At 35.0% G+C, this 24,478-nt stretch carries 27 protein-coding genes; 18 read left to right on the forward strand and 9 right to left on the reverse strand.

Translation table 11 applies throughout. The annotated features are described in order from the left end of the window. The first annotated feature begins 76 nt into the window (after positions 1-76). Positions 77-739, forward strand: a complete 663-nt coding sequence (locus tag P163_RS03815) for a hypothetical protein (RefSeq protein ID WP_034888307.1) — start codon at positions 77-79, stop codon at positions 737-739. A 1-nt stretch (position 740) separates the two neighbouring features. Here P163_RS03815 and P163_RS03820 read toward each other — a convergent pair whose 3' ends face one another. The 3 genes from P163_RS03820 to dnaA are packed head-to-tail and all read right to left on the reverse strand — an operon-like array spanning position 741 to position 3,393. Further along, on the reverse strand, positions 741-1,472 hold the full coding sequence (locus P163_RS03820; RefSeq protein WP_034887862.1) for an SAM-dependent methyltransferase: 732 nt from the start codon (positions 1,470-1,472) through the stop codon (positions 741-743). Positions 1,473-1,495: 23 nt separating this feature from the next. Beyond that, positions 1,496-1,954 (reverse strand): low molecular weight protein-tyrosine-phosphatase, encoded by a 459-nt coding sequence (locus P163_RS03825; protein WP_034887864.1) that lies wholly within the window; start codon positions 1,952-1,954, stop codon positions 1,496-1,498. A gap of 11 nt (positions 1,955-1,965) precedes the next feature. Further along, a complete protein-coding gene (dnaA, locus tag P163_RS03830; RefSeq protein WP_034887866.1) occupies positions 1,966-3,393 on the reverse strand; it encodes a chromosomal replication initiator protein DnaA in 1,428 nt (475 codons plus the stop codon). A gap of 201 nt (positions 3,394-3,594) precedes the next feature. On the opposite strand from dnaA, the gene P163_RS03835 reads away from it, so the two are divergent. After that, the gene (locus tag P163_RS03835; RefSeq protein ID WP_034887868.1) at positions 3,595-3,993 is read left to right on the forward strand and encodes an acyl-CoA thioesterase; all 399 of its coding nucleotides are present in this window, start codon (positions 3,595-3,597) and stop codon (positions 3,991-3,993) included. Here P163_RS03835 and P163_RS03840 read toward each other — a convergent pair. From P163_RS03840 to ribD, 4 genes are read right to left on the reverse strand one after another with little or no spacing between them, the layout of a single operon-like run. Beyond that, positions 3,990-4,604, reverse strand: a complete 615-nt coding sequence (locus P163_RS03840) for an IMPACT family protein (protein WP_034887870.1) — start codon at positions 4,602-4,604, stop codon at positions 3,990-3,992. The genes P163_RS03835 and P163_RS03840 overlap by 4 nt on opposite strands. Before the next feature lie 11 nt (positions 4,605-4,615). Then, positions 4,616-5,482, reverse strand: coding sequence for an EamA family transporter (locus tag P163_RS03845; protein WP_034887872.1), 867 nt, complete (start codon positions 5,480-5,482; stop codon positions 4,616-4,618). Further along, positions 5,479-6,087: an HAD family hydrolase gene (locus tag P163_RS03850; RefSeq protein WP_034887874.1), complete on the reverse strand. Its 609-nt coding sequence runs from the start codon at positions 6,085-6,087 to the stop codon at positions 5,479-5,481. Before P163_RS03850 ends, P163_RS03845 begins: the two co-directional genes overlap by 4 nt. Then, on the reverse strand, positions 6,080-7,126 hold the full coding sequence (gene ribD / locus P163_RS03855; protein WP_034887876.1) for a bifunctional diaminohydroxyphosphoribosylaminopyrimidine deaminase/5-amino-6-(5-phosphoribosylamino)uracil reductase RibD: 1,047 nt from the start codon (positions 7,124-7,126) through the stop codon (positions 6,080-6,082). Before ribD ends, P163_RS03850 begins: the two co-directional genes overlap by 8 nt. Before the next feature lie 30 nt (positions 7,127-7,156). On the opposite strand from ribD, the gene P163_RS03860 reads away from it, so the two are divergent. From P163_RS03860 to ligA, 5 genes are read left to right on the forward strand one after another with little or no spacing between them, the layout of a single operon-like run. Beyond that, positions 7,157-7,639: a GNAT family N-acetyltransferase gene (locus tag P163_RS03860; RefSeq protein ID WP_034887879.1), complete on the forward strand. Its 483-nt coding sequence runs from the start codon at positions 7,157-7,159 to the stop codon at positions 7,637-7,639. Between the two features lie 24 nt (positions 7,640-7,663). After that, positions 7,664-8,515, forward strand: a complete 852-nt coding sequence (gene prmC / locus P163_RS03865) for a peptide chain release factor N(5)-glutamine methyltransferase (RefSeq protein WP_034887881.1) — start codon at positions 7,664-7,666, stop codon at positions 8,513-8,515. A gap of 12 nt (positions 8,516-8,527) precedes the next feature. Next, positions 8,528-9,121 carry a TIGR00730 family Rossman fold protein gene (locus tag P163_RS03870; protein ID WP_034887883.1) on the forward strand — a complete coding sequence of 198 codons (594 nt, stop codon included), beginning with the start codon at positions 8,528-8,530 and terminating at the stop codon, positions 9,119-9,121. 30 nt (positions 9,122-9,151) lie between these two features. Then, a complete protein-coding gene (locus P163_RS03875; protein WP_034887885.1) occupies positions 9,152-9,817 on the forward strand; it encodes a VOC family protein in 666 nt (221 codons plus the stop codon). A gap of 31 nt (positions 9,818-9,848) precedes the next feature. Beyond that, positions 9,849-11,852, forward strand: coding sequence for an NAD-dependent DNA ligase LigA (ligA, locus tag P163_RS03880; RefSeq protein WP_034887887.1), 2,004 nt, complete (start codon positions 9,849-9,851; stop codon positions 11,850-11,852). Positions 11,853-11,997: 145 nt separating this feature from the next. On the opposite strand, the gene P163_RS03885 is transcribed toward ligA, so the two are convergent. Together P163_RS03885 and P163_RS03890 are read right to left on the reverse strand one after the other, a co-directional pair. After that, entirely contained in the window at positions 11,998-12,906 is a 909-nt protein-coding gene (locus P163_RS03885; protein WP_034887889.1) for a bifunctional metallophosphatase/5'-nucleotidase, read from the reverse strand. A 3-nt stretch (positions 12,907-12,909) separates the two neighbouring features. Further along, on the reverse strand, positions 12,910-13,668 hold the full coding sequence (locus P163_RS03890) for a 5'-nucleotidase C-terminal domain-containing protein (RefSeq protein WP_034887890.1): 759 nt from the start codon (positions 13,666-13,668) through the stop codon (positions 12,910-12,912). Positions 13,669-13,847: 179 nt separating this feature from the next. Between P163_RS03890 and P163_RS03895 the strand changes: the two genes are divergently transcribed. The 11 genes from P163_RS03895 to coaE all read left to right on the forward strand — a co-directional run bounded on the left by P163_RS03895 (position 13,848) and on the right by coaE (position 24,416). After that, positions 13,848-14,546 (forward strand): hypothetical protein, encoded by a 699-nt coding sequence (locus P163_RS03895; RefSeq protein WP_034887894.1) that lies wholly within the window; start codon positions 13,848-13,850, stop codon positions 14,544-14,546. 421 nt (positions 14,547-14,967) lie between these two features. After that, complete coding sequence (gene dapA / locus P163_RS03900; protein WP_034887896.1) at positions 14,968-15,849, forward strand: 4-hydroxy-tetrahydrodipicolinate synthase; 882 nt, start codon at positions 14,968-14,970, stop codon at positions 15,847-15,849. An 87-nt stretch (positions 15,850-15,936) separates the two neighbouring features. Then, positions 15,937-16,749: an outer membrane protein assembly factor BamD gene (locus P163_RS03905; protein ID WP_231556151.1), complete on the forward strand. Its 813-nt coding sequence runs from the start codon at positions 15,937-15,939 to the stop codon at positions 16,747-16,749. Between the two features lie 13 nt (positions 16,750-16,762). Then, on the forward strand, positions 16,763-17,095 hold the full coding sequence (locus P163_RS03910; protein ID WP_034887900.1) for a DNA-directed RNA polymerase subunit omega: 333 nt from the start codon (positions 16,763-16,765) through the stop codon (positions 17,093-17,095). Positions 17,096-17,098: 3 nt separating this feature from the next. Next, positions 17,099-18,304, forward strand: a complete 1,206-nt coding sequence (gene coaBC, locus P163_RS03915) for a bifunctional phosphopantothenoylcysteine decarboxylase/phosphopantothenate--cysteine ligase CoaBC (protein WP_034887901.1) — start codon at positions 17,099-17,101, stop codon at positions 18,302-18,304. Then, on the forward strand, positions 18,297-19,187 hold the full coding sequence (locus P163_RS03920; protein WP_034887903.1) for a DUF4835 family protein: 891 nt from the start codon (positions 18,297-18,299) through the stop codon (positions 19,185-19,187). The genes coaBC and P163_RS03920 overlap by 8 nt, the downstream gene beginning before the upstream one ends. Before the next feature lie 60 nt (positions 19,188-19,247). Further along, the gene (gene recN / locus P163_RS03925; RefSeq protein WP_034887905.1) at positions 19,248-20,900 is read left to right on the forward strand and encodes a DNA repair protein RecN; all 1,653 of its coding nucleotides are present in this window, start codon (positions 19,248-19,250) and stop codon (positions 20,898-20,900) included. A 53-nt stretch (positions 20,901-20,953) separates the two neighbouring features. Continuing rightward, positions 20,954-21,775, forward strand: coding sequence for an enoyl-ACP reductase (locus P163_RS03930; RefSeq protein ID WP_034887906.1), 822 nt, complete (start codon positions 20,954-20,956; stop codon positions 21,773-21,775). 97 nt (positions 21,776-21,872) lie between these two features. Further along, positions 21,873-22,883 carry a glycosyltransferase gene (locus P163_RS03935; RefSeq protein ID WP_034887908.1) on the forward strand — a complete coding sequence of 337 codons (1,011 nt, stop codon included), beginning with the start codon at positions 21,873-21,875 and terminating at the stop codon, positions 22,881-22,883. Between the two features lies 1 nt (position 22,884). Continuing rightward, positions 22,885-23,829 carry a CdaR family protein gene (locus P163_RS03940; RefSeq protein ID WP_231556152.1) on the forward strand — a complete coding sequence of 315 codons (945 nt, stop codon included), beginning with the start codon at positions 22,885-22,887 and terminating at the stop codon, positions 23,827-23,829. Beyond that, on the forward strand, positions 23,826-24,416 hold the full coding sequence (gene coaE, locus P163_RS03945) for a dephospho-CoA kinase (protein ID WP_034887912.1): 591 nt from the start codon (positions 23,826-23,828) through the stop codon (positions 24,414-24,416). Before P163_RS03940 ends, coaE begins: the two co-directional genes overlap by 4 nt. Positions 24,417-24,478 lie beyond the last annotated feature (62 nt).

Below are 24,478 nucleotides of genomic sequence, written 5' to 3' on the forward strand. Positions count from 1 at the left end.
ATAATCGTACATTTGCCCGGCGAAATTGATAGGGGCTGTTTTACTAAGCTATTCAACCTATCAGAATCAAAAAATTATGAGAAAAAAAGTTGCAAAAATTTCAATCTTTCCAATCATATTGGCAGGATCTATATTTTTTAGCTTTTCTACTAAAGAAGCTGCAAACCTTGAAACTTATGCTACCCCTTCAGATGTTGTTCTGGAATACACGGTAGCTGCTACTCCAGATAGTAGCGTTACCGAGGTAGAGGCAATTAAAATTTTACCAGCACTTGGTAAATCTTATTTAGGTTTTAAAGAAGCAGTTGCTTTTAAAGAGTCTAGAGGAGATTATAAGATAATTAATGAATTTGGATATTTAGGGAAGTATCAATTTGGAAAGGGAACTTTAAAATTGATAGGAATCTATAATGCAAATGAATTCTTAAATACTCCAGAGTTGCAAGAAGCGGCATTCTATGCCAATGCCTCTAGGAACAAATGGATCTTGAAACGTGATATTGCAAGATTTGTTGGAGAAAAAATAAATGGTATTACAATTACAGAATCTGGTATTCTTGCTGCGGCACATTTAGCAGGTCCTGGAAGTGTAAAAAAGTATCTAAGAAGTTGGGGAGCCAATTCTTTTAATGATGCATTTGGAACAACTATAGGGTATTACATGAAAAGGTTTGCCGGTTATGATACTTCATTTGTAAAACCGGAGAGAAAAGCTAAGGCTGAAATATTTCAAGCTTAAATTAAAGCTCTTTCTGTATCACAAAAATAGTAGGCCTTTTATGAAGGTCTACTTTTGTTTTAGTCCAGTCTGAAATAGTTTTAGTGATAATATATTCTGTGGGAAGTGTAATATCACAAGCTATGCAAAGTTTTGTTGCAGCATGTAATTGCTGTGTCATATCTTCCAACAACTTATTATTTCTATAAGGAGTTTCTATAAAGATTTGCGCCTGATTTCTTTCTAAAGAAATTCGCTCTAAATTCTTCAATTCGTTCTTGCGTTCTTTTTTATCTATAGGTAAATACCCGTGGAATGTAAAACTTTGACCGTTCATTCCGCTTCCCATCATTGCAAGTAAAATGGAGGAGGGGCCTACAAGCGGTACCACCTTTATTCCCATTTGATGTGCGAGCTTTACAATCTCCGCACCTGGATCTGCAACTCCAGGACATCCTGCCTCACTTAGCAAGCCAACGTCCAGACCTTCTTTGCATGGATCTAGAAAAGAACTTAGGCTGGCAGGGTCTGTAAATTTATTTAGTAAATTTAATTTTAAAAGCGGTTGCTTTTTGCTTGGAACTACATCTTTAATAGATCTTCTTGCGGTTTTTTCATTTTCAACTATATAATGATCCACTTTTTCTATAATCTTTTTTATAGATAACGGGAGCACTTCTATCGGGTTTGAAGTTCCCAAAGTAGTTGGGATCAGGTATAGTTTTCCAGAAAATTGAAAAGGAGTGTTCGCCATGTTTATAAGAAGTTTAGCTAAAATTAAGCATTTAATTTTTTAGCGATGATCGTACAGGCTTCATCAAGCATATTATATACATTCTCAAAGCCTTGTTGTCCACCTTGGTAAGGATCAGGAACATCTACGTTCTCTCCGGGAAAGACTTCATTTAAGATGAGCTTTACTTTTTCTTGATCTTCAGTAGAAGCTGCTAATGAAATCACATCATTGTAATTAAAATTATCCATTACATAGATGAGATCAAATTTTTTAAAGTCATCAGCTTTAAATTGTCTCCCGCGTTGATCTGTAATATCTAGTCCATGCTTTTTAGCAACAGCAATAGATCTTGAGTCTGGAAGATCGTTAACATGATAATCTCCAGTACCGGCAGAATCTACATAAACAGTATCACTAGAAAGTTTAGATTTCAGAATTCCTTCTGCCAATGGAGATCTGCAGATATTGCCGAGACACACCATCAAAACATTGGTTTTCATAAAGCTACTTTTTATAGGGTAAGTTTCTTGTTAAGGTCTTCGACAAATTTTTTGAATTGCTTATCGGTGGTTGCAAGATTATCTACCGTTTTACAAGCGTGTAATACCGTTGCATGATCTCTTTTACCTATTTGACTTCCAATGCTGGCAAGTGATGCTTTGGTAAATTTCTTTGCAAAGAACATTGCTAATTGTCTAGCCTGAACGATATGACGTTTTCTGGTCTTAGATTGAAGTGTTTCTACATCCATTTGAAAATAGTCACTAACGATCTTCTGGATGTAATCTATAGAAACCTCACGTTTTGTATTCTTAACGTAATTATCTACAATTTTTTTAGCCAGATCTAATGTGATATCTTTTCTATTAAAAGAAGAGTGAGCAATTAAAGAGATGATAGCGCCTTCTAATTCTCGAATGTTCGTTTTAATATTATTAGCTAAAAACTCTATGATATCTTCCGGCATTTCTACACCATCGCGATAGAGTTTGTTTTTAATAATAGAAACTCGGGTTTCAAAATCTGGGTTTTGCAATTCAGCTGAAAGCCCCCATTTAAACCTTGATAGCAACCTTTGCTCGATATCCTGCATATCTACCGGAGCTTTATCACTAGTAAGAATTACCTGCTTTCCGTTTTGATGTAGGTGGTTAAAAATATGAAAGAATACATCTTGCGTTCCAGCTTTTCCAGATAATAATTGAATATCATCTACAATAAGAACGTCTATGATCTGATAGAAATGTATAAAATCATTTCTATTATTCTTCTTTACAGATTCTATGTATTGCTGTGTAAATTTTTCAGCAGAAATATATAATACGGTTTTCTCCGGATATTTATCTTTAATATCTACACCAATAGCATGAGCTAAGTGAGTTTTTCCTAAACCAACTCCTCCAAAAATAAGTAAAGGGTTAAATGATGTTCCTCCAGGTTTGTTAGAAACTGCTAATCCTGCAGATCTTGCTAGTCTGTTAGATTCTCCTTCCAAAAAATTCTCGAAACTATAGTTAGGGTTTAATTGAGATTCTATCTTAACATTCCGAATTCCAGGAATTATAAATGGATTTCTAAGTTCCGGATTTTTATGTCTTACAGGAACATCTACTTCTTGAGAAGCAACATTGCTTCTTTGAGTACTAGGAATTTTTTCTGTGAATGGAAGTTTGTTGCCGTAGGTGTTTTCCATTTTGATCACATAGACCAATTTGGCTTTTTCACCTAATTCTCTTGTTAGAGAAACCTTTAAAAGTTTTACATAGTGCTCTTCCAACCATTCATAAAAGAATTTAGAAGGAACCTGTATGCTCAAGGCACAATCTGTAAGTTTTACTGCTTGTATCGGTTCAAACCAAGTTTTATAAGCCTGGGGTGTTATATTATCTTTGATAAAAGCTAGACAGCTATTCCAAACTGATTGCGCAGTTTTTGACATGCTTGTTTTCAGGTTATTTTAGGTTAGTACGTGGTTGCTTTTTCGGGATCGAAATCCTCCCAAATCTTGGTGGAACAAATATGTGAACAAATTATCTAATAAAAAAACCGTTTTGATGTTGACTTTTAATAAAAATTTACGCATACTTCCTTTCAGGTATGAAAGTACAAAACCTAACGCAATTAACTCCATAAAACTCCTATGAAAAGTCATCAAACCTATGTTAAAGTTAGATATGCAGAAACAGACCAAATGGGTGTGGTGCATCATGGAAATTATGCACAGTATTTAGAGATGGCCCGTATAGACTGGCTTGAGGAGCTAGGGGTGTCTTATGGCTCTATGGAAAAAGATGGTATTATGCTACCTGTCTATGAAATGAGTTTCAAATTTTTGCAACCTGCACACTTTGAAGATACTTTAAGAATAGAAACGAAATTAATGGAACTGCCTAGAGTAAAAATTGGCTTTGAATATACTATCTATAATCAGAATGAGCAGCTAATAACAACGGCTTCTACGGTTCTAGTTTTTATAGATTCCATTACTAAAAGGCCGGTGAGATGTCCGCAGTTTTTACTTGAAAAATTAAAAGATTAGTCTTCCACTTTTTTTATTTCAACTTTATAAATACCTTTAAATTTATCAAATATGGCTTCTGCATCTTTTTTTCTAATTGCGATGTAGATTTTGCAATCTAAACCTAGATCTTGTTCAATTATATTAAGGTTGTGTTCTTTAATAACTCGCATTACGATATTCATTTCCGGATAATCAAATTGAAGCACAAAACGTTCATCAATGGTTCGTTTTAAAATATCACTAGCCTCCAACGCCAATTGGGCTGCAGTTTTATAAGCGTTTATCAAACCGCCAACGCCTAATTTGACTCCACCAAAATATCGAACTACAACGATGAGGATATTAGTTACCTCAAAAGACTGAATTTGACCATAAATTGGCATCCCTGCAGAGTTTGAGGGCTCTCCATCATCATTAGCTCTAAATTGATGATCTTGAACTTCCTTACCTATCTGCCAGGCATAACACCAATGTCTAGCCTGATGATGTTTCTTTCGTAATTCTTCTAAATGTATCTTGGCATCATCTTCAGAATGAATAGGAAAAGCATAGCCAAAGAATTTAGAGTTCTTGTCTTTAAATAAGATCTCTTCAGATGGTTTTGTAATGCTTTTATACGTGTCTTTCAAAATATGTAATTTTAACTGGTAGCTACTAAAATTATACTTAAAATAGCCAAGAATATACCAATCCAGTTTTTAGGAATTAAATGTTCTTTGAACAAAACTATACCAAGCAAGGTAGACACCAAAACAATGGCGACATTATTAATGGTAAATACGGTAGAACTTTCCATTCCTTCACTTCTTAAAGCTAAAACCAGAAAGTAAATAGAAAAGTAATTCGGAATACCTAAAGCAACACCGCCTAATAAGTTCCTTTTTGTAACTCTTAGGCGTCCTAAAAAGCCCTGAACTATTAAAACCATAACCCCTATGATACCAGCAATGGCAAAAATTGTGGATGAAAAAAGTGCAACTTCTGTCTTTGAAACATAGCTGGCTTCTAAAAATTTTATACTGGTATCTATTATTCCGCTACCCAAAAACACTAGGATCGGAAATATTAAATTCTCCTTTTTAATAGCAATTCCGCTTCTATTCTTAACAGAACTAAGATAAACAGCTACTAATGCAAGGATGATTCCGACAGATTTCATTATGCCGCTACTTTCATTAAAATATAAAATACCGAATAGAACAGGGATGGCTACAGACATCTTAGTAGCTACCGAAACCACAGAAAGTCCGCTGCGCTGTGTAGTTATTGCGGCTAGATAAAAAACAACAATAAAGAGAACTCCTAATATTAATGTGCCTAGAAACCAATCTTTATGAGGTATAGCAGTAATGTCTGTGCTTTTTATAAAGCCAAAAAAGCCTACAGCACAGGCTATAAAATAATTTACAATAATTGCCTGAAGCGTATTAACTCCATATTTTTTGTAGAGATTAAAAACCACAAATATTATGCTGGATGATAAAATGCTGAGGAGAAGATATATCAAAATAGCTCTTTTTGGGAGGTGAATAGATCTATGATATCTTCTCGTGTAGGTTCTAAATTCCAAACATGGATGCCTAGTTCTTTTGCGGCGTCTGTATTTGCAGAAGTATCATCTACAAACAAACACTCTTCCGGTTTTAACTGATGCTTGCTAAGCACGAATTCATAGATATTTCTGTTCGGTTTTCTATAGTGAATCTCATGAGAAAGATAGAAGGCATCAAAACAGTTCTTAAAATCTTCAAAGAACGGAACCTCTTGTTTTATCCAATCTATATGAATTTCATTGGTGTTGCTAAGTAAGATGAGTTGAAAATCTTTTTCTTTGGAAAGTTTCTGAATAAATTTTAATCTGTACTCCGGGAAATCTTTTAAAATAGCATTCCAAGATCTTCTAAATTGATCTTTTTCAATAGCAGGATATCTATTGGTATAAGCGCCTAAAAACTCATCTGAAGTGATATGTCCCTGTTCATATTCAAGATTTGTTTGTTGCAACTCTTCAGAGAGCTTTTCTATTTTTAAAGAGTTCAATTCTCTTTGAGTAGCAGATTTATCAAGATTTATAAATATATCTCCAAAATCGAATATGATGGTTTTAATCATTTTTGTAAATCTTTAAATAATCATTCTCTAAGTGCTGTTCCAGAACTTTTGTGCCTAATAAAGATGGAGAAGAAGTCCCCTTTAAAAATTGATTTTCTCCTGTAAAAACTCGCGCTTCATCCCAAAGGTTGGCGTCTATAAAAGTTTGAAGGGTTTTGCTCCCGCCTTCAATAATTACAGATTGAATTTGATGTTCATACAGAGTATTCATAATTTGAGAAGCAATCTCTTTTAGAAAATCTATTTTTTCAAAATATAATAAATTAAAATCTAGTTCTGGTTTAGAGTGCATACCACAAATTACAATGGTTTTAATGCTACCATCCAGAATTGCCGAATCTTTTGGGGTTCTTAAATTTTGATCTATTAGCACGCGGGTGGGATTTTTTCCTTCCCATAATCTGGAATTTAGTTTAGGATCGTCCATTACGGCAGTATTAGTTCCCACCAAGATTGCTTGTTCTTCACTTCTCCATTTATGAACCAGTTGCTTAGAGTATTGGTTGGTAATCCAAATTGGTTCTCTTTTATCTTTCTTCTCCGGGGCAAGAAATCCATCTTCAGATTGTGCCCATTTCAAGATCACATAAGGTCTCTTTTTTTGATGATAGGTAAAGAACCTTTTGTTAAGATCTTGTGCTTCTTTTTCTCTTACGCCTACAACTACTTCGCATCCGGCGCTTAGCAGTTTTTGAATTCCTCTACCAGATACTTCCGCAAAAGGATCTACCGTAGCAATAACAACTTTTTTAATTTCTTTAGCTATGATAAGATCACTGCAGGGAGGAGTTTTTCCGTAGTGGCTGCAAGGTTCTAAACTCACATAAATAGTACTCTTCTTTAAAAGCGATTTGTCTTTAACTGAGGCAATTGCATTTACTTCTGCATGCGGCTCACCTGCTTTATGATGCCAACCTTCACCAATAATTTTCCCTTGGTGTACAATTACACTGCCAACCATTGGGTTGGGATAGGTGTTTCCGAGGCCGTTTTGGGCCAATTCTATGCATCTATTTATATATTTTTCGTGTATCTTCACATCACAAAAATATGATTTATTCAGCAAAACATGAGTTTTAAAATTAGAGAGATACAACCGGAAGATAACCAGCAAATTGCAGCCTTAATACGAAAGGTGTTGGTAGAAATGGGAGTTCCTAAAGTGGGAACAGCTTATGAAGATAAATCTTTGGATGATATGTACAGTACGTATCAACATGATAAGATGCAATATTTTGTAGTAGAAGAAAATGGAACTCTTATTGGAGGTTCTGGAATTGCGCCATTAGTAGGCTTAGAGGCTGAAGTGAGTGAACTACAAAAAATGTATTTTCTGCCTGAGGCAAGAGGGCGAGGTATTGGAGCGCATATGATGGAAACTTGTTTGCATTTTGCAAAGGCTCAAGGTTTTAAGCAGTGTTACCTAGAAACTCTTCCATATATGGAAAATGCGAGAAGACTTTATGGTAGATCAGGGTTTAGATCATTAGAAAAGCCAATGGGAGATACAGGGCATTACAACTGTACCATGTGGATGATAAAAGATCTATAGAGATAGTCATTTAATAAAACAAGATTGAAGGTTCTACAATTTAAAGATCAATTTATAAATGCCTTAAAAGAGGAATATCCCCCACAGGAGATCAATTCTTTTTTTAATTTATTAGCTACTTCATACTTAGGATTAACTCGATTAGAGATCGCTCTAGATCCAGCTTGTGTCATTGAAGATGAGGTTCTTATTAAATTTAAGGAGGCTCAACAAAGATTGGTTTGTCATGAGCCTATACAATATATTCTTGGAGAGACAGAATTTTTTGGCCTTCAATTTAAAGTAAATGAAAATGTACTAATTCCTAGACCTGAAACAGAAGAGTTGGTGCAATGGATTTTAGATGATCTAAATGAAAAGAAGGAAGCGCAATTTGAGATCTTAGAGATTGGCACCGGTACAGGTTGTATTCCAATTAGCCTTGCGCATCATTTAAAAAATTCTAAAATCTCTGCGGTAGACGTTTCAGAAAAAGCCTTAGCTATAGCTACAGATAATGCTAAGTGCAATAATGTTCATATATCTTTTAATTTAAAAGACATTCTTGCCACAGATTTCTTGGATGAGAAGTTAGATGTTATTGTTTCCAATCCTCCATATGTAAGGGAATTGGAAAAAAAAGAAATGCATAGGAATGTTCTGGAGAATGAACCTCATTTGGCTTTGTATGTATCAGATGAAGATCCTCTGATATTTTACAGGAAAATTGGAATGTTGGCAAAATCTGGATTGAGAAAATCGGGAAGTTTATACTTTGAGATAAATCAATATTTAGCCAAAGAGACTTCCACGATGTTGCAGGAATTAGGTTTTAATACTGAAGTTAGAAAAGATATTTTTGGCAATGACCGAATGCTGAAAGCAAATTTAAAATAGAACTTTTCGTTAATGGAAAATAATTTAAAGAGCATCGCTGTTTTTTGTGCGAGTAGTGATGGGGAGGATGTAGAGATCTACAAAGAGGCTTATGCTGTTGGTGAATTTCTTGCTACGCATAATATAGAGGTTGTTTATGGCGGAAGTAAACTTGGCCTAATGGGACAGGTTGCCAAAGGCGCTTTAGAGAATTGTGGAAAAGTAACCGGTGTAATTCCAGACTTTTTAAAGACGAAAGAAGTGGTGCATTTGCAATTATCTCAATTAATAACCACCAAGGATATGCATGAGCGAAAGCTTAAAATGCACGATCTTAGTGAAGGATTTATAGCGCTTCCCGGCGGATTTGGAACTTTGGAAGAATTGTTCGAAATTTTGACTTGGGGGCAGTTAGGCTTACATAAAAAACCGATTGGTATTTTGAATACTAATAATTATTATGATGAGCTTTTAGCAATGCTCCATAAAATGGCTACCAAGAAATTGCTGAAAGAAGAAAACATGAGTTTGGTATTAGTTTCCGATAATATTGCAGATCTTTTGCAGAAGATGAAAGATTTTAAACCTATGCCGATTCCAAAATGGATGAATAAAAATCAGACCTAAACGTCTTGATCTGAAGATGTAAACTACTCTATGAAGATAGAATATCTAAATATTTATACTTCAAAACTGGAAGAGCAATTAAAATTCTTTCGGGATCTCTTTGGACTAAAAATTCAGAATTATACTGAAGAAAGTTTTGAGGTGCTGATAGGAACTTCAATTCTAAAACTTTCTAAAAATGCTAATGCTACTCCATATCATATAGCTTTTCATATTCCAGATAAACAAGAGGAGATCGCCTTAGAATGGGTGAAAGAAAGAGTGGCTATTATTAAGAGTTACAATAATGAAATTGTAGATTTTAGTAACTGGGATGCTAAGTCACTTTACTTCTACGATAAAGACGAAAATATTTTAGAATTCATTTCAAGAAGAACGCTTAATTCGCCAAAATCTGCGATCTTTTCTGAAGAAAGTATTTTAGGGATTGCTGAAATTGGTCTGGCGACTTCTAACATTAGAAAAAGCTATGAATTTCTCAGTAAGAACTTTCAGCTTGAAAAGTTTGATGGAAATTTCGAAAAATTTTGTGCCATTGGAGATCCAGATGGTCTTATAATTACCATTAATAAAGATTTAAAAGACTGGTTTCCAGCTAACGATAAAGCTTATGCTTCAGGTTTTAGCTTAATATACAGTCATCAAAATAATACACATCATTTACAATTCAAAAACGATGAATTGCACTACATATAAAATTTGTGTCCCATATTTTTCCGCTTAAAAGATGAAGATAGAAGAAAGAATTACTCAGCTCCGTAAAGATTTGCATCAGCATAATTATCATTATTACATTCTGGATAGCCCGGAGATAAGCGATTATGATTTTGATATGATGCTGGAAGAATTGCAGAAATTGGAAACGGAAAATCCTGAGTACAATGATCCAAATTCTCCAACGCATAGAGTGGGTGGGGCGGTTACTAAGAATTTTGAAACGGTAGTTCACAATCATAGAATGTATTCTTTGTCTAATTCTTATTCAAAAGAAGAGTTGGAAGATTGGGAGAAGCGCGTTAAAAAGATGGTAGATGGCGATGTGGAATATGTTTGCGAATTAAAATATGATGGTGCTTCTATAAGTCTTACTTATGAAGATGGAAAACTAGTGAGGGCGGTAACTCGTGGAGATGGATTTCAAGGTGATGACGTTACCAATAATATTAAGACCATCAAATCTGTTCCTTTAAAATTAAAAGGAGATTTTCCGGAGAAATTTGATATTCGAGGTGAAATTGTGTTGCCTTTAGAAGGTTTTGTAGCAATGAATGCGGAACGTGTGGAACTTGGTGAAGAACCTTATGCTAACCCGAGAAATACAGCTTCGGGAAGTTTAAAACTTCAGGATAGTGCAGAGGTGGCTAAAAGACCTTTGGAATGTTTATTATACTCCATTATAGGCGAAAATATCAATTTAAAATCTCAAAATGAAGGCTTGGAAAAAGCTAGAAACTGGGGGTTTAAAGTCCCAAAAGAAGCAGAACTGGTTAAGAATGTAGATGAGGTTTTACAATTTGTAAATTATTGGGAGAAGAACAGGCATGAGCTACCTTATGAGATAGATGGAGTGGTAGTGAAAGTGAATAATTTACATCAACAAGAGGAGTTGGGTACTACTGCCAAATCTCCAAGATGGGCTATTGCTTATAAATTTAAAGCAGAACAAGAATCTACTCTGTTAAAGCAGATCAGCTATCAGGTAGGGAGAACCGGCGCCATTACTCCGGTAGCAAATTTGGATGCTGTTCAATTAGCCGGAACAGTGGTGAGAAGAGCTTCGCTGCATAATGCAGATCAAATTGCGAAATTAGATATTAGAGAAGGGGATACCGTTTTTGTAGAAAAAGGTGGTGAGATCATCCCAAAAATTGTAGGTGTAGATTTTACAAAACGAGATCCAGATTCTAAAGAAACCGAATATATTACTCATTGTCCGGAGTGTGATACAGCCTTGGTTAGAAAAGAAGGAGAAGCGCAACATTATTGTCCAAATGCAAATGGTTGTCCTCCTCAAATTATAGGAAGAATTCAGCATTATATCTCTAGAAAAGCGCTGGATATTGAAGGCCTTGGTGGAGAAACAGTGGCTTTATTGGTGAATGAAAACCTGATTGGCAATTACGCAGACCTTTATGCATTAAGGAAAGAAGATGTGTTGCCCTTAGAGCGAATGGCAGAGAGATCTGCAGAAAACTTGATCCAAGGAATTGAGAAATCTAAAGAAATTCCGTTCGAGCGAGTTTTATTTGGATTGGGAATTAGATATGTTGGAGAAACGGTAGCTAAAAAACTAGCCAAACATTTTAAGAATATTCAGGCGTTATCTAAAGCGTCTTTGGAAGAATTGGTGAATGTAGACGAAATAGGGGAGCGCATTGCCCAAAGTGTGGTAGATTTCTTTTCTTCAGAAGAGAATGTTCACACTATAGAAAGATTGACAACTTATGGAGTGAAATTGGAAATTTCAGCTGAAAAATTGGCCAATCAAACCGATATTTTAGACGGAAACACATTTGTGATCTCTGGTGTTTTTGAAAAGATCTCTAGAAACGATCTTAAGAAATTAATTGAAGATAACGGCGGAAAAGTTTCAGGATCCATTTCAGCTAAAACAAATTATTTAGTGGCAGGAGAAAATATGGGGCCAAGTAAATTGGCAAAAGCTGAAAAATTAGGGACTACTATTATTAGTGAAGACGAATTCTTAACGATGGTTCCTGCTGCGAATTAATTGTTAGTACGTAAAGTAAACTAAAGTAAAAATGAGATTTTGAAGGAATTCAAAATCTCATTTTTTTTACCAATGTTATAGTATGAGCCGTCAATAAATTCAGGGTGATGAAAGAATTGAAAATGGGGTTTAATTGTAATTAATTTTAAACAGAAATACTTACTCCTTTGCTTTCAATATTGTTGTCATTATCTAAGTAGAAATCTATCCTGCCCAGATAAACTCCGTAGCAACCAACCTGATTTACCAGCACTTTTTTACCTGCTTTGTTGGTCTCGATAGTAGGGCGTTCTAAAAAGGTGTGGGTATGGCCACCAATTATTAGATCTATATTTTCTGTGGCTCTTGCTAATTTTATGTCAGAGATCTTATCCTCATTTTTGTATTCGTAACCCAAGTGAGAAAGACAAATTACAAGATCACATTTTAGTTCCTCTTTCAGAATTCTGGTCATATCCTGAGTTACTTCAATAGGGTCTAAATATTTAGTTTCCTTGTAAAGTTTATCGGTAACCAATCCTTTAAGTTCAATCCCTATCCCGAAGATACCAATCTTAACTCCATCTTTCATGTAGACTTTGTAAGGTGAGGTATGACCGTTCATTACAGTATCATTGAAGTCGTAATTTGAAATTAGGAAGTCGAAATCTGCATTTGGAAGTTGAGAATACAATCCGTCAATGCCATTATCAAAATCATGATTTCCTAGCGTTGCAGCATCATATTTTAACTTGCTCATTAATTTAAACTCCAATTCTCCACCGTAAAAATTAAAGAAAGGCGTGCCTTGAAAAATATCTCCTGCATCTAAAAGCAGTGTGTTTGGATTTTCATTTCTTATTTGATGCACTAACGTTGCTCTTCTGGCAACACCACCCATATTTGGATTTTTAGGATCTTCCGGTCCAAAAGGTTCTATATGGCTGTGCACATCGTTGGTGTGTAAAATAGTAATATGTTTTCTAGAATTCTCTTTAAAAGACATCGTTAAACCACCCAAGCCAATAAAAGCTCCGGTTGCGGCGGTTTGCTGAATAAATGATCTTCTTTTCATGACTTACTTAATTTGAATATATCTATTGTCTTTTACGGTCTTAATGGTGTCCACCTTAATAAAATAATCTATAATCGCATTTCTGATCTTATAATCTGTTCGGTAAAGATGTACAGGATCTTTAAAAAAGTTCATATTATCTCCACCTTGCTGCAAATAATCTGAAGTTGCTACAAAGTAATTTTTTTGAGCATCCAGCGGTTTATCTTGAATTTTAGCATCTATCACTTTAAAATCTTTGTCCACTCTAATCTGAACTCCGCTTACAGGATGTGCAGTTTTAGCAACTTCCAGATATTGCAATAGTTCCTTCATTCTCTCCGGAGAAAGTTCGGTGATAACAATTTCATTTTCAAATGGCATAGCAGAATAGGCGGTTCTGGTAGTAATATTACCTTTTGCGATGGAAGACCGGATTCCGCCAAAATTTAGAAGTACCATATCTATAGTATTACCGGTTCTGCTTTTAAAAATAGGGTTAGCTTGTTCCAAAACCAGATCTGCCATCATATTACCAATAGGCGTATTTAGCGATCCATCATTCTTTACCAGATTTGTTGGATTATAAGCCAATGCGCTATCCAGCACATTTTCAATATGATTGGCATAGGGTTTTATGTAATTTTCTATAGAAGTGTCTGCAGCAATTTCATTATTTATTGCCAATCTATTTCCTTCTATAGTAGAAGTATGAAATTTTGCACTGTTGCAAGAAATTGTTCCTGCGAGTACTGCCAATGCAACAATAGATCTCAAATTCATTTTAATTGGAATTAATTTAGAAGAGCACAAAGGTAGTAAGGTTTTTTATTTGACTTGTTATTTCATAGTCGAAATACACGACCATAAGTTGATATAATTTTAATTCTAAATTAAAGTTTCACTATTAACAGCCTCTGAATATTAGATTTTTATATATTTACCGTCTTACAAAAATTTAAATGAAAGCGAGATATTTTGTTGCTATTATTGGGTTAATTCTGCTCTTTCTTAATTTTTTTGCTATTTATTTTAATATCGACTGGATTTCTAATACCGCTTATATAACCTTCTTCTTCCTTACGGTGCTTTACTATATTAATAAAACAGGAGTGAACAATGGCTTCTATTATCTGTTTATGCTAAGTACGTTTCTGTCTTTTGTCTTTAGATTGTTCCATGGGCAATGGTTTAATGATGAGGTTTCATTAGTATTATTATCATTGGGGAATTTTGCGTTGATCATAGAAGCATCTAAATATGTTGAGATAAAAAATGCAGGAATATCTATGCAATTGTTTTTTCTTGGATTGGTATGTATGAATGCCATGCTCATCTTTACGCATGTTTATGAGCTTAAAGCTTATATATCTAACAGCTCGGTATTCTATCTTTACTCTTTATATTATTTAAACTTATTGATCCTAGGGATCGTAGCATTTCTATATTATTTGAATTCTTATTCAAAGAAATCTATGTATTTTATATCACTAACGTTAGCATTGATGTTTGCAGACGTATTGAGAGATATGGATGTTTTCTATCTAAAGGATATGAGTGTAGAACTAGCAGAGAACATCCTAAGATTTGCAGCAGCATTTTTCGCGGTTAAGTTCTTTACTACACGAGAAAAACAATTAAGACTTGTGAATTTCATCTAGTTCACACTAATATAGTACAGTAAAGCGTTATTAGTAATATGCAAGCCATCATAGCTTTAAATTGATATAATTGCATACAATAACTTTTGGATTATTGCAGATGTTAAGTTTTTGTCAGCTCTTATTGGTCTAAACGAAAGCTTAGGGTGCTATGCTAAATCTTATAATTTAGGTTCGACTTGATCTAATAGATATAGTATTAAATGGGCTTAAATTTTTAGTGATATTAAAGAGAATTTATTTGAAAAGAATTTTATTTAGTTCTTACTTTTGCTGAAGGTTTCGAACAATAAATAAGAGTTGCCTCATAATTGTGTTAATTGGAATGATTAGATGCTGATCTCTTTTTGCAGGCTTAGAACGTTATGAGTTTAATTGAACCGATATCTATATTTTTATAACAGCTTAAAATTAATTGTTGATGAATAATAAATTTAAAGGAACAGGGGTTGCTATTATTACTCCATTTAAAACAGATCTATCTGTAGATGTAGAAGGATTAGCGTCATTGGTGAGACGCCAAATTGATAATGGTATAGATTATATAGTAGTTCTGGGAACTACAGGAGAGAGTGCTACTCTTACTAAAGGAGAAAAAGAACTTGTTAAGAATACTATAATTACTGCTAATAACGGGCAGCTACCTTTAGTTTTGGGTATTGGAGGTAATGATACTGCAGGTTTAGTTAAAGAATTTCAGGATACAGATCTTACCAGTTTTGATGCCATCTTATCTGTTTCTCCCTTTTATAACAAGCCTACTCAAGAAGGGATTTATCAACATTATAAAGCTTTAGCAGCTGTAGCTACAAAGCCAATAATCTTGTATAATGTTCCTGGTAGAACGGCTTCAAATATGTTGCCTACAACTATAAAACGTCTGGCTACAGACTTTAAGAATATTATTGGAGTAAAAGAAGCTGCCGGAGATATTGTTCAGGCTATGAAATTGATCGCAGCAGTACCTAAAGACTTTCTAGTGATCTCTGGAGATGATATGATCACGTTGCCAATGGTATTGGCAGGAGGTCATGGTGTGATCTCTGTAATAGGCCAAGGATTACCTTCAGAATTCTCTAAAATGGTGAATCTGGGATTAGAAAATAAGGTAAAAGAAGCGTACGAATTACATTATAAAATAGCACCGTCTATAGATATGATCTTTGCCGAGGGAAATCCTGCCGGGATCAAAGCTTTATTGCAGGTTAAAAACTGGACGGAAGATACTGTGAGGCTCCCACTAGTTGCAGCTTCAGAGAACTTAAAGAAAGAAATTGGAGACTTTGTTTCTAACTTTAAATAACAGATTTATTAATGAAATGCACGAGGCTCACTAAAGTTTTTATAATCTCATAGAAAAGAGTACTTTTGCAAGATGTTTTTACAAAAGATGAAAAAAGGTTTATTATTACTAAGTGTGTTTTTAATGTTGGTATCTTGTGGTGAGTACCAAAAAGTATTGAAAAATGAAGACGTTGGTGCAAAATACACTTTAGCCGAAAAGCTTTATAACGAAGGCAAAGCGGAAAATAGTAAAGCTAAGTTTAGAAAATCTTTAAGATTACTAGATCAAATTGTGCCTCAATATAGAGGGAAACCTCAGGGAGAGAAAGTAACTTTTATCTATGCAGATACGTATTATGAATTAGATGATAATTATAATGCAGGATATCAGTTCGAGCGTTTTACACAATCGTATCCTAACAGCGAAAAAATAGACGAAGCAGCTTTTAAGAGTGCTAAAAGTTATTATTTTCTATCTCCAAGATATGACCTAGATCAAACAGAAACAGTTAAAGCAGTAGAAGAGCTTCAAAAATACATAGATATGCATCCGGAAGGAGCCTATATAGCAGAAGCAAATACATTGGTAGCAGATTTAAGAGTAAAGCTTGAAAAGAAAGCTTTTGAGATCGCTAAGCAATATCACCATACCACCAATTATAAGTCTTCTATAGTAGCTTTTAATAATTTTATTACAGATTATCCAGGCTCTCCTTTTAAAGAAGCTGCGTATTACTATAGATTTGATTCTGCTTATGAGTTGGCGATCAATAGTTATCAATACTTAATGAAAGAGAGATTAGAAACGGCAGGTGGTTATTACAAGTCGTATAATAAATATTACCCTGAGGGAAGCGAGTATTACGAGCAGATACAGGTTTCAAATCAGGATTTAGAATCAAGACTACAAAATTTTTAATTATTTACCCATGATGGATTTAAAGAAAAGTAATGCGCCAATAAACACTACCACTATCGACAAGAATTTGGTAGATGCCCCTACAAACAATATCTATGAGGCTATTGCGATCATTTCTAAAAGAGCAACTCAGATTAACTCTGAGATTAAAAAAGAGCTTTTAGAAAAATTAGATGAGTTCGCTACTTATAATGACAGTCTAGATGAGGTTTTTGAGAACAAAGAGCAAATAGAGGTTTCTAAGTTCTACGAAAAATTACCTAAGCCACATTCTTTAGCAGTACAGGAGTGGCTAGAAGACAAGATCTATTACAGAGATACTACAGAAACTTCTGAAGAAGTATAATACATGGGGGTGCTAGAGGGCAAAAAAATACTGCTTGGAATTACCGCAGGTATTGCAGCGTATAAAACGGCTTCTTTAGTACGATTATTTGTAAAGTCTGGTGCAGAGGTTAAGGTTATTATGACTCCCGCTGCAAAGGATTTTATTACTCCTCTTACGCTTTCTACACTTTCTAAGAATGAAGTGGTCTCTTCTTTTACAGAAGATGATGAGAATGCCGTATGGAACAATCACGTAGAACTCGGCCTTTGGGCCGATTTTATGCTTATAGCCCCTGCCACAGCCAACACTATGGCTAAGATGGCAGGTGGTACAAGCAATAACCTATTGCTTGCAACCTATCTTTCTGCAAAATGCCCGGTGTATTTTGCTCCTGCTATGGATCTGGATATGTATCAGCATCCTGCAACTAAGAAAAGTCTAGATACCTTACAATCTTACGGCAATATTCTTATCCCTGCAGAATCTGGAGAACTTGCCAGTGGCTTAAAAGGGGAAGGTAGAATGGCAGAACCAGAAAATATAGTTGCCTTTATAGAGAATAGATTAAGTATTGATCTTCCTCTTAGAGGTAAAAAGATCTTAATAAGTGCCGGTCCCACCTACGAGGCTATAGATCCTGTAAGATTTATTGGCAATCACTCTAGTGGAAAAATGGGATATGAGATAGCAAAACAGGCTTTGGCATTGGGAGCTGAAGTTATTCTTGTTTCGGGTCCTACAGGTTTAGCCCTAGAAGCTAAAGAGCTTACCATTATTAGAGTTACCACAGCACAACAAATGTTTGAGGCTATGAACAGCCATTTTGAAAATGCTGACATTCTTATAGCTGCAGCTGCGGTTGCAGATTATAGACCCAAGACTGTTGCGGCTCAAAAGATGAAGAAGAAAGACACTTCTTTGCAGATAGAGCTAGAACCAACCATAGATATTTTAGCTACCTTAGGAAAGCAGAAAACCCATCAGAAATTAATTGGGTTTGCATTAGAGACCAATAATGAGCTGGAACATGCAAAAGGGAAATTAGAACGTAAAAATCTAGATTTTATAGTACTCAATTCTTTAAATGATAAAGGTGCCGGCTTTAAGTCTGATACCAACAAAATAACTATAGTTTCTAAAGAAGCGATTAAAACTTTTGAACTTAAGTCTAAGACAGAAGTTGCCAAAGATATTTTAAAAGAAGTAATTTCATTGATGCATGAATAAGATCGTTCTAGTTATTGTTTTCTTTTTGAGCCTGATCTCTGTAAGAGCTCAGGAATTAAATGCAGAGGTTATAGTTAATGCCGAACAAACAGGGCAGGCAAACTTATCTGTGTTTAAAACATTGCAAAGATCTCTTTCAGAATTCGTGAATCAAAATTCATGGACAGAGAATGGATTAAGAAACGAAGAACGTATAAGTTGTAGTTTCTTTATTAACATCACCAATTTTGAGAATCAAACATTTTCAGGAACCATACAGGTGCAATCTTCCAGACCGGTCTTTGGATCTACCTTTATAACTCCGGTTTTTAATTTTAATGATGAGCAATTCAACTTTACTTATCAGGAATTTGAACCTTTAAACTACAGTCAGAATTCATACACTTCCAATCTGGTGTCTGTTATGTCTTATTATATTTATACCATTTTAGGCCTGGATGCAGATTCTTTTGAGCAGGAAAGCGGAACTCCGTATTTTCAGGAAGCAAATAGAATTGTAACTACCGCCCAACAAGGTAATTCTGCAGGGTGGAAAGGTTCTGATGGAACCAGATCTAGATACAGACTTAATGCAGATCTACTTTCCGGAGCTTATTTAGATTATAGAACAGCTATCTACAAATATCATAGATTGGGGCTAGATGTTATGCATAAAGATCCGGTAGCAGGTAAGAAAGCTATTTCAGGATCCATTCAGAATTTAAAGAAAATGAATGAGAGCTGGCCAAATTCTTTATTAATGCGTGTATTCTTTGATGCGAAAGCACAGGAGATCGAGCAGATCTTTTCTGGAGGGCCAGAAGTTCCATTATCAGATCTTATTAGAGATCTTAATAGAATAGCGCCTATGTATGCTGAAAATTGGAGAAACATCCAATTCTAGCACTTTCCTTTTGATAGAGAATAAAATCTCACGTATCTTTATCCTTAAAATTCATACATCTTGTTGACCTCATTATCAATTAAAAATTATGCCTTGATTGAAGATATCAAGATCAATCTTCAGCAGGGTTTTACTATTATTACCGGAGAAACAGGAGCCGGGAAATCTATTATGTTAGGTGCTCTTGGTTTATTACTTGGTAAGCGTGCAGATTATAGCGGAATTAGAAATGCAGAAAATAAATGCGTAATAGAAGGCGTGTTCGAAATTTCTAATTATAAACTACAGTCCTTTTTTAAAAAGGAAGATCTGGACTATGAAACGCAAACAATTATTCGAAGAGAAATATTAGCTTCAGGTAAGTCTAGAGCTTTTATAAACGATACTCCGGTTACGCTTCCTGTTTTAAGTAAGCTTGGAGATTTTCTAATAGACATTCACGGGCAACATCAAACCTTAAGCTTAGGTGAGAATCAATACCAATTTCAGGTTTTAGATACCTTGTCTAAAAATAAAGATCTGTTGCAGGAATATACTGCTTCATTAAGATCTTACAAAAAACTTCAGCAGCATTTATCAGAATTAAAAGAGTCTCAGGCGCAAGCTTTAAAAGAGCATGACTATAATGTATTTCTATTAAACGAGCTTGAAGAAGCTAGGTTAAAAAATGGAATGCAGGAGGAGTTGGAAGAACGCTTTGAAGAGTTGAGCAATGTAGAAACGCTCACAGAACATTTAGGGGCTGCCGTAAATTACATTCAGCAAGAAGAGATAGGAAGTTTAAGCAGTTTAAAGGAGGTGAGAAATAGCCTAAGTAAAATTGCCGGACTTTCTTCTAATTATACCTCGCTTAAAGAACGGGTAGAAAGCGTTATCATAGAATTAGATGATGTAGCGCAGGATCTGGAAACTTCTTTAGACAGAGTAGAAGCAAACCCCAAAGAGCTGGAAGAAGTAAACGCCAAATTGCAGGTGATCTATAATTTGCAAAAGAAGCATACTGCAGAAACTATACAGGAGCTTCTAGATATTGCTGCAAGTTTGCGCGAAAAAGTAGATCTTACAGAAAATGCAGAAGCAGATCTGGAAAAGGTAATTTTAGAAATAAGCAATGCTAAGGTAGCTTTAACCAAGATAGCTAAAGAGATTCATGATAAAAGAGCAAAGGCAATTCCAGGCTTTATAGCCAAGGTAGAAAAGATCTTAACAGATCTTGGAATGCCAAACGCCAGATTAAAGATAGAGCTCAATTTTAAAGAGGAATATTTTAATAATGGTCAAGACCAATTATTGTGGTATTTGTCTGCCAATAAAGGGGGAGATTTCAACGAGCTTAAAAAGGCTGCATCCGGAGGAGAATTATCTAGAATTATGCTGGCTGTAAAAAGCATTCTTGCTACACAAAGCAAATTACCTACCATTATCTTTGATGAAATAGATACAGGTGTTTCCGGAGATATTGCTCAAAAGATGGGAGATATTCTGCAGAGTATGGGAAGCAGTATGCAGGTGCTGGCAATTACTCACCTGCCGCAAATTGCAGGGAAGGGAAGCAAGCATTTCAAAATATTTAAAGAAGATATTAAAGATTCTACGGTCACAAAGATCAGAGAATTAGAAACAGGAGAAAGAATAGAAGAACTAGCAATGATGCTGGGTGGTAACACCCTTAGTGAATCGGCTATGGCGCATGCAAAATCGCTGCTTAATTAAATCTAGTTTGTTATCTTTACCCGCTTAATACAATACTAAAAAATCATTTAAACATGTCATACAATCTACTAAAAGGAAAAAGAGGAATTATATTTGGAGCTCTAGATGAGAATTCTATTGCCTGGAAAACTGCAGAACGCGTTCATGAAGAAGGTGGAACTTTTGTACTTACCAATGCACCAATTGCAATGAGAATGGGAAGCATTAAGCAATTAGCAGAAAAAACCAATTCTGAAATCATTCCTGCAGATGCTACTAAAGTAGAAGACCTGGAAAACCTTGTTACCAAAGCTCAGGAGATCTTGGGAGGTAAGATAGATTTTGTATTGCATTCTATTGGAATGTCTGTAAACGTGAGAAAAGGGAATCACTATACAGATATGAATTATGATTATACTCAAAAAGGATGGGATGTTTCTGCAGTGTCTTTTCATAAGACCATGCAAGTGCTTTATAAGCAAGATGCCATGAATGAGTGGGGAAGTATTGTTGCATTAACCTATATGGCTGCACAAAGAGTTTTTCCAGATTATAATGATATGGCAGATAATAAGGCATACTTAGAATCTATAGCTCGTAGTTTTGGTTATTTCTTCGGAAAAGATAAAAAAGTAAGAGTAAATACTATTTCTCAATCTCCAACACCAACAACTGCAGGGCAGGGAGTAAAAGGATTTGATGGATTTATAGCTTATGCAGATAAGATGTCTCCTTTAGGAAATGCAACTGCTATGGATTGTGCAGATTATACCATTTCTCTTTTCTCTGATCTTACAAAAAGAGTAACCCTTCAAAATTTATATAACGACGGTGGATTCTCTAATATGGGAGTTAGCCAAGGGGTGATGGAAACATTTATGAAAGAAGAAGAATAGAGCCACATCTATTTTATTTATACTATTAGAAGCCCCGAGATATCGGGGTTTCACATTCCATAGCTTCACCTAATTAAAATCATAATCTAACAGCACTATGCAAATTCACTATTCTTTTATAATACCTGTATATAATAGGCCAGAAGAAATTAGGGAGTTGTTGCAAAGCATGGCAGTATTAGAATTTTCTGCACCTTTTGAGGTGGTGATCATAGAAGATGGTTCTACAATATCTTCTGAAGCGGTAGTTAAGGAGTTTGAGCAACTACTTCAAATTAACTACCACTACAAGCAAAATACCGGTCCTGGAGATTCCAGAAATTTTGGAATGATGCAGGCAAAAGGCAATTATTATATCATCTTAGATTCTGATGTTATTCTGCCTGCAAATTATTTGCAAGAAGTAGATTCTTATTTGTCTTCTCATTTTGTAGCTTGTTTTGGAGGTCCCGATGGAGCTCATGAGAGTTTTACCAAATTGCAAAAAGCAATTAATTACGCCATGACATCTTTCATAACCACTGGTGGTATTCGTGGAGGTAAAAAATCTGTTGGAAAGTTTCAGCCCAGAAGTTTTAATATGGGTCTTTCTAAGGAAGCATTTGAAGCTACTGGAGGTTTTGGGTTAATTCATCCGGGAGAAGATCCAGATCTTTCTTTAAGATTACTAGATTTAGGTTTTGAGAGTGTATTAATTCCTGATGCTATTGTGTTTCATAAACGGAGAATAGACTGGGATAAATTCTATGTACAGGTAAATAAGTTTGGAATGGTGCGCCCTATTCTTAATATCTGGCATCCTTCTTCTGCAAAGATCACCTTCTGGTTCCCATCTTTATTTATGATAGGCTTATTGATATCTTTACTGTTCTTGCTCTTAGGAGTTCCATTTTTTATACTGTGCTATTTGCTATATTTTATAATAATAGGAGTAGATGCAGGAATTAAAAATAAAAGTTTATATATTGGAGTGGCAGCAATAAAAGCTACCTTTATTCAGTTTTTTGGGTACGGAACAGGATTTCTAAAAGCTATTTGGAAATTGAATTTTTTAAAAATGGAGCCTCAAAAAGCTTTTCCTAAGCTATTTTTTAAGAATGCAAAATAAAGTGAAAATACGTAAACCTTTAATAAAAAGAGGGCCTTTTAAAACCTTCCTTTTCTTTTTAGGCTTTTCTACAGTGGTTTGGATATTCGTGCAATTCTCCAAAGAATACACAGAAGCGGTAGAGTTACCTATATCTTATATCAACGTACCTAAAGATAAGATCCTCTCTCCAGAGAATCCTTCCAAATTAGATCTTAGAGTTAAAGAGAACGGCTTGCATATTGCCTTTAATAGATTATTTCCAAAGGTGTTGTATCTAGATGTGAGCGATAGTAAGATGGAGAATGGGAAACTGATCTATAACCTGGAAGAACAAAAATCTGCACTATTATCTCAGCTTAATTTAGAATATGATAAAGCAGAGTTCCTAAAAAAGACCCTAAACATAAGCTACCAGCAAAGAGAAGTGAAAAAAGTTCCTATTCGCTCTAATGTAGAATTAGATTTTGCGGTGGGCTATTCTGCGCTAGACGATGTAGAATTTCAACCAGATTCTATTATGGTTAGTGGGCCTAAAGGAATATTAGACACATTATCTCAAGTACAGACCAAGGTGCTGCGTTTAGAAAATATCAATAATGATATAAGTGGAACGGTAAATCTAGACACTGCCAAGTTGGAGCGTCTTACCTTCTACCAAACTAAAATAGACTATACGTTACGTACCGATAAATTTACAGAAGGCAAAGTACAGGTTTCTATAGATCTTGTAAATGTGCCGGAGGGAATGAATGTAGTTATCTTTCCAAAAGAGGTTACCGTGATCTATCAGGTAAGTTTAAAGAAATTTAATAGCGTTAAGAAAGAAGATTTTAAGGTAATGGCAGATTTCAAAAATGCCGTTAATAGTGATGGATATCTTCTGGTACAGCTTACAGAGCAACCACCACAGGTAAACAACGTAAGGCTTAACGAAAAGAAGATTCAATTTGTTATAAAGCGATGAAGATAGTTGGACTTACCGGAGGCATAGGAAGTGGAAAAACTACCGTGGCCAATTTTTTTAAAGATCTGGGAGTTCCGGTTTATATTGCAGATGATGCTGGCAAGAGACTTATGGCCACCTCAGAAGAAGTGAAGAAGGCGGTGGTCGATCTATTTGGCAAAGATGCATATATAGAAGGTTCATTAAATAGAAAGCTGATAGCGGCAGAGGTTTTTAATGATGCCGAAAAATTAGAGCAACTTAACCAGATCGTACACCCCGCAGTAGCTAAAGATTTTTCGGAATGGCTAAGCCTTCAGGAATTTCCATATGTTATTTATGAAGCGGCAATCTTATTTGAAGCCGGAGGCTATAAAAAATGTGATCTGGTTCTACTGGTCACTGCTCCAAAAAATTCTCGACTAGAAAGAGTGCAGAAACGCGACCAAAGTTCGCTATCAGAAATTGAGGCTAGAATGCAGCATCAATGGAGCGATGAGCAGAAACAAGAATTGGCAAATTATGAGATCTTAAACATAGATCTGGATAATACAGAATCTCAAGTGAAGAATCTGCATAAAATTTTCTTAAATACTATAAAAAAGTAGGACTTGTTTTGTTAACATTTGGTTAAACCGATAATGCTCTAAATGTTAAAATCTTACTTTTG

The organism is Gillisia sp. Hel_I_29 (assembly GCF_000744275.1).
In the GTDB taxonomy this organism is placed as follows: Bacteria; Bacteroidota; Bacteroidia; order Flavobacteriales; family Flavobacteriaceae; genus Gillisia.

Coding starts and splice junctions, on each gene's coding strand:
- P163_RS03835 (WP_034887868.1), top strand. CDS start 3,595: ATGAAAAGTCATCAAACCTATGTTAAAGTTAGATATGCAGAAACAGAC.
- coaBC (WP_034887901.1), top strand. CDS start 17,099: ATGGGGGTGCTAGAGGGCAAAAAAATACTGCTTGGAATTACCGCAGGT.
- P163_RS03825 (WP_034887864.1), bottom strand. CDS start 1,954: ATGAAAACCAATGTTTTGATGGTGTGTCTCGGCAATATCTGCAGATCT.
- P163_RS03935 (WP_034887908.1), top strand. CDS start 21,873: ATGCAAATTCACTATTCTTTTATAATACCTGTATATAATAGGCCAGAA.
- coaE (WP_034887912.1), top strand. CDS start 23,826: ATGAAGATAGTTGGACTTACCGGAGGCATAGGAAGTGGAAAAACTACC.
- P163_RS03875 (WP_034887885.1), top strand. CDS start 9,152: ATGAAGATAGAATATCTAAATATTTATACTTCAAAACTGGAAGAGCAA.
- P163_RS03910 (WP_034887900.1), top strand. CDS start 16,763: ATGGATTTAAAGAAAAGTAATGCGCCAATAAACACTACCACTATCGAC.
- P163_RS03860 (WP_034887879.1), top strand. CDS start 7,157: ATGAGTTTTAAAATTAGAGAGATACAACCGGAAGATAACCAGCAAATT.
- P163_RS03870 (WP_034887883.1), top strand. CDS start 8,528: ATGGAAAATAATTTAAAGAGCATCGCTGTTTTTTGTGCGAGTAGTGAT.
- P163_RS03815 (WP_034888307.1), top strand. CDS start 77: ATGAGAAAAAAAGTTGCAAAAATTTCAATCTTTCCAATCATATTGGCA.
- P163_RS03885 (WP_034887889.1), bottom strand. CDS start 12,906: ATGAAAAGAAGATCATTTATTCAGCAAACCGCCGCAACCGGAGCTTTT.
- P163_RS03930 (WP_034887906.1), top strand. CDS start 20,954: ATGTCATACAATCTACTAAAAGGAAAAAGAGGAATTATATTTGGAGCT.
- P163_RS03895 (WP_034887894.1), top strand. CDS start 13,848: ATGAAAGCGAGATATTTTGTTGCTATTATTGGGTTAATTCTGCTCTTT.
- dnaA (WP_034887866.1), bottom strand. CDS start 3,393: ATGTCAAAAACTGCGCAATCAGTTTGGAATAGCTGTCTAGCTTTTATC.
- P163_RS03850 (WP_034887874.1), bottom strand. CDS start 6,087: ATGATTAAAACCATCATATTCGATTTTGGAGATATATTTATAAATCTT.
- P163_RS03890 (WP_034887890.1), bottom strand. CDS start 13,668: ATGAATTTGAGATCTATTGTTGCATTGGCAGTACTCGCAGGAACAATT.
- P163_RS03920 (WP_034887903.1), top strand. CDS start 18,297: ATGAATAAGATCGTTCTAGTTATTGTTTTCTTTTTGAGCCTGATCTCT.
- ligA (WP_034887887.1), top strand. CDS start 9,849: ATGAAGATAGAAGAAAGAATTACTCAGCTCCGTAAAGATTTGCATCAG.
- P163_RS03820 (WP_034887862.1), bottom strand. CDS start 1,472: ATGGCGAACACTCCTTTTCAATTTTCTGGAAAACTATACCTGATCCCA.
- dapA (WP_034887896.1), top strand. CDS start 14,968: ATGAATAATAAATTTAAAGGAACAGGGGTTGCTATTATTACTCCATTT.
- P163_RS03905 (WP_231556151.1), top strand. CDS start 15,937: ATGAAAAAAGGTTTATTATTACTAAGTGTGTTTTTAATGTTGGTATCT.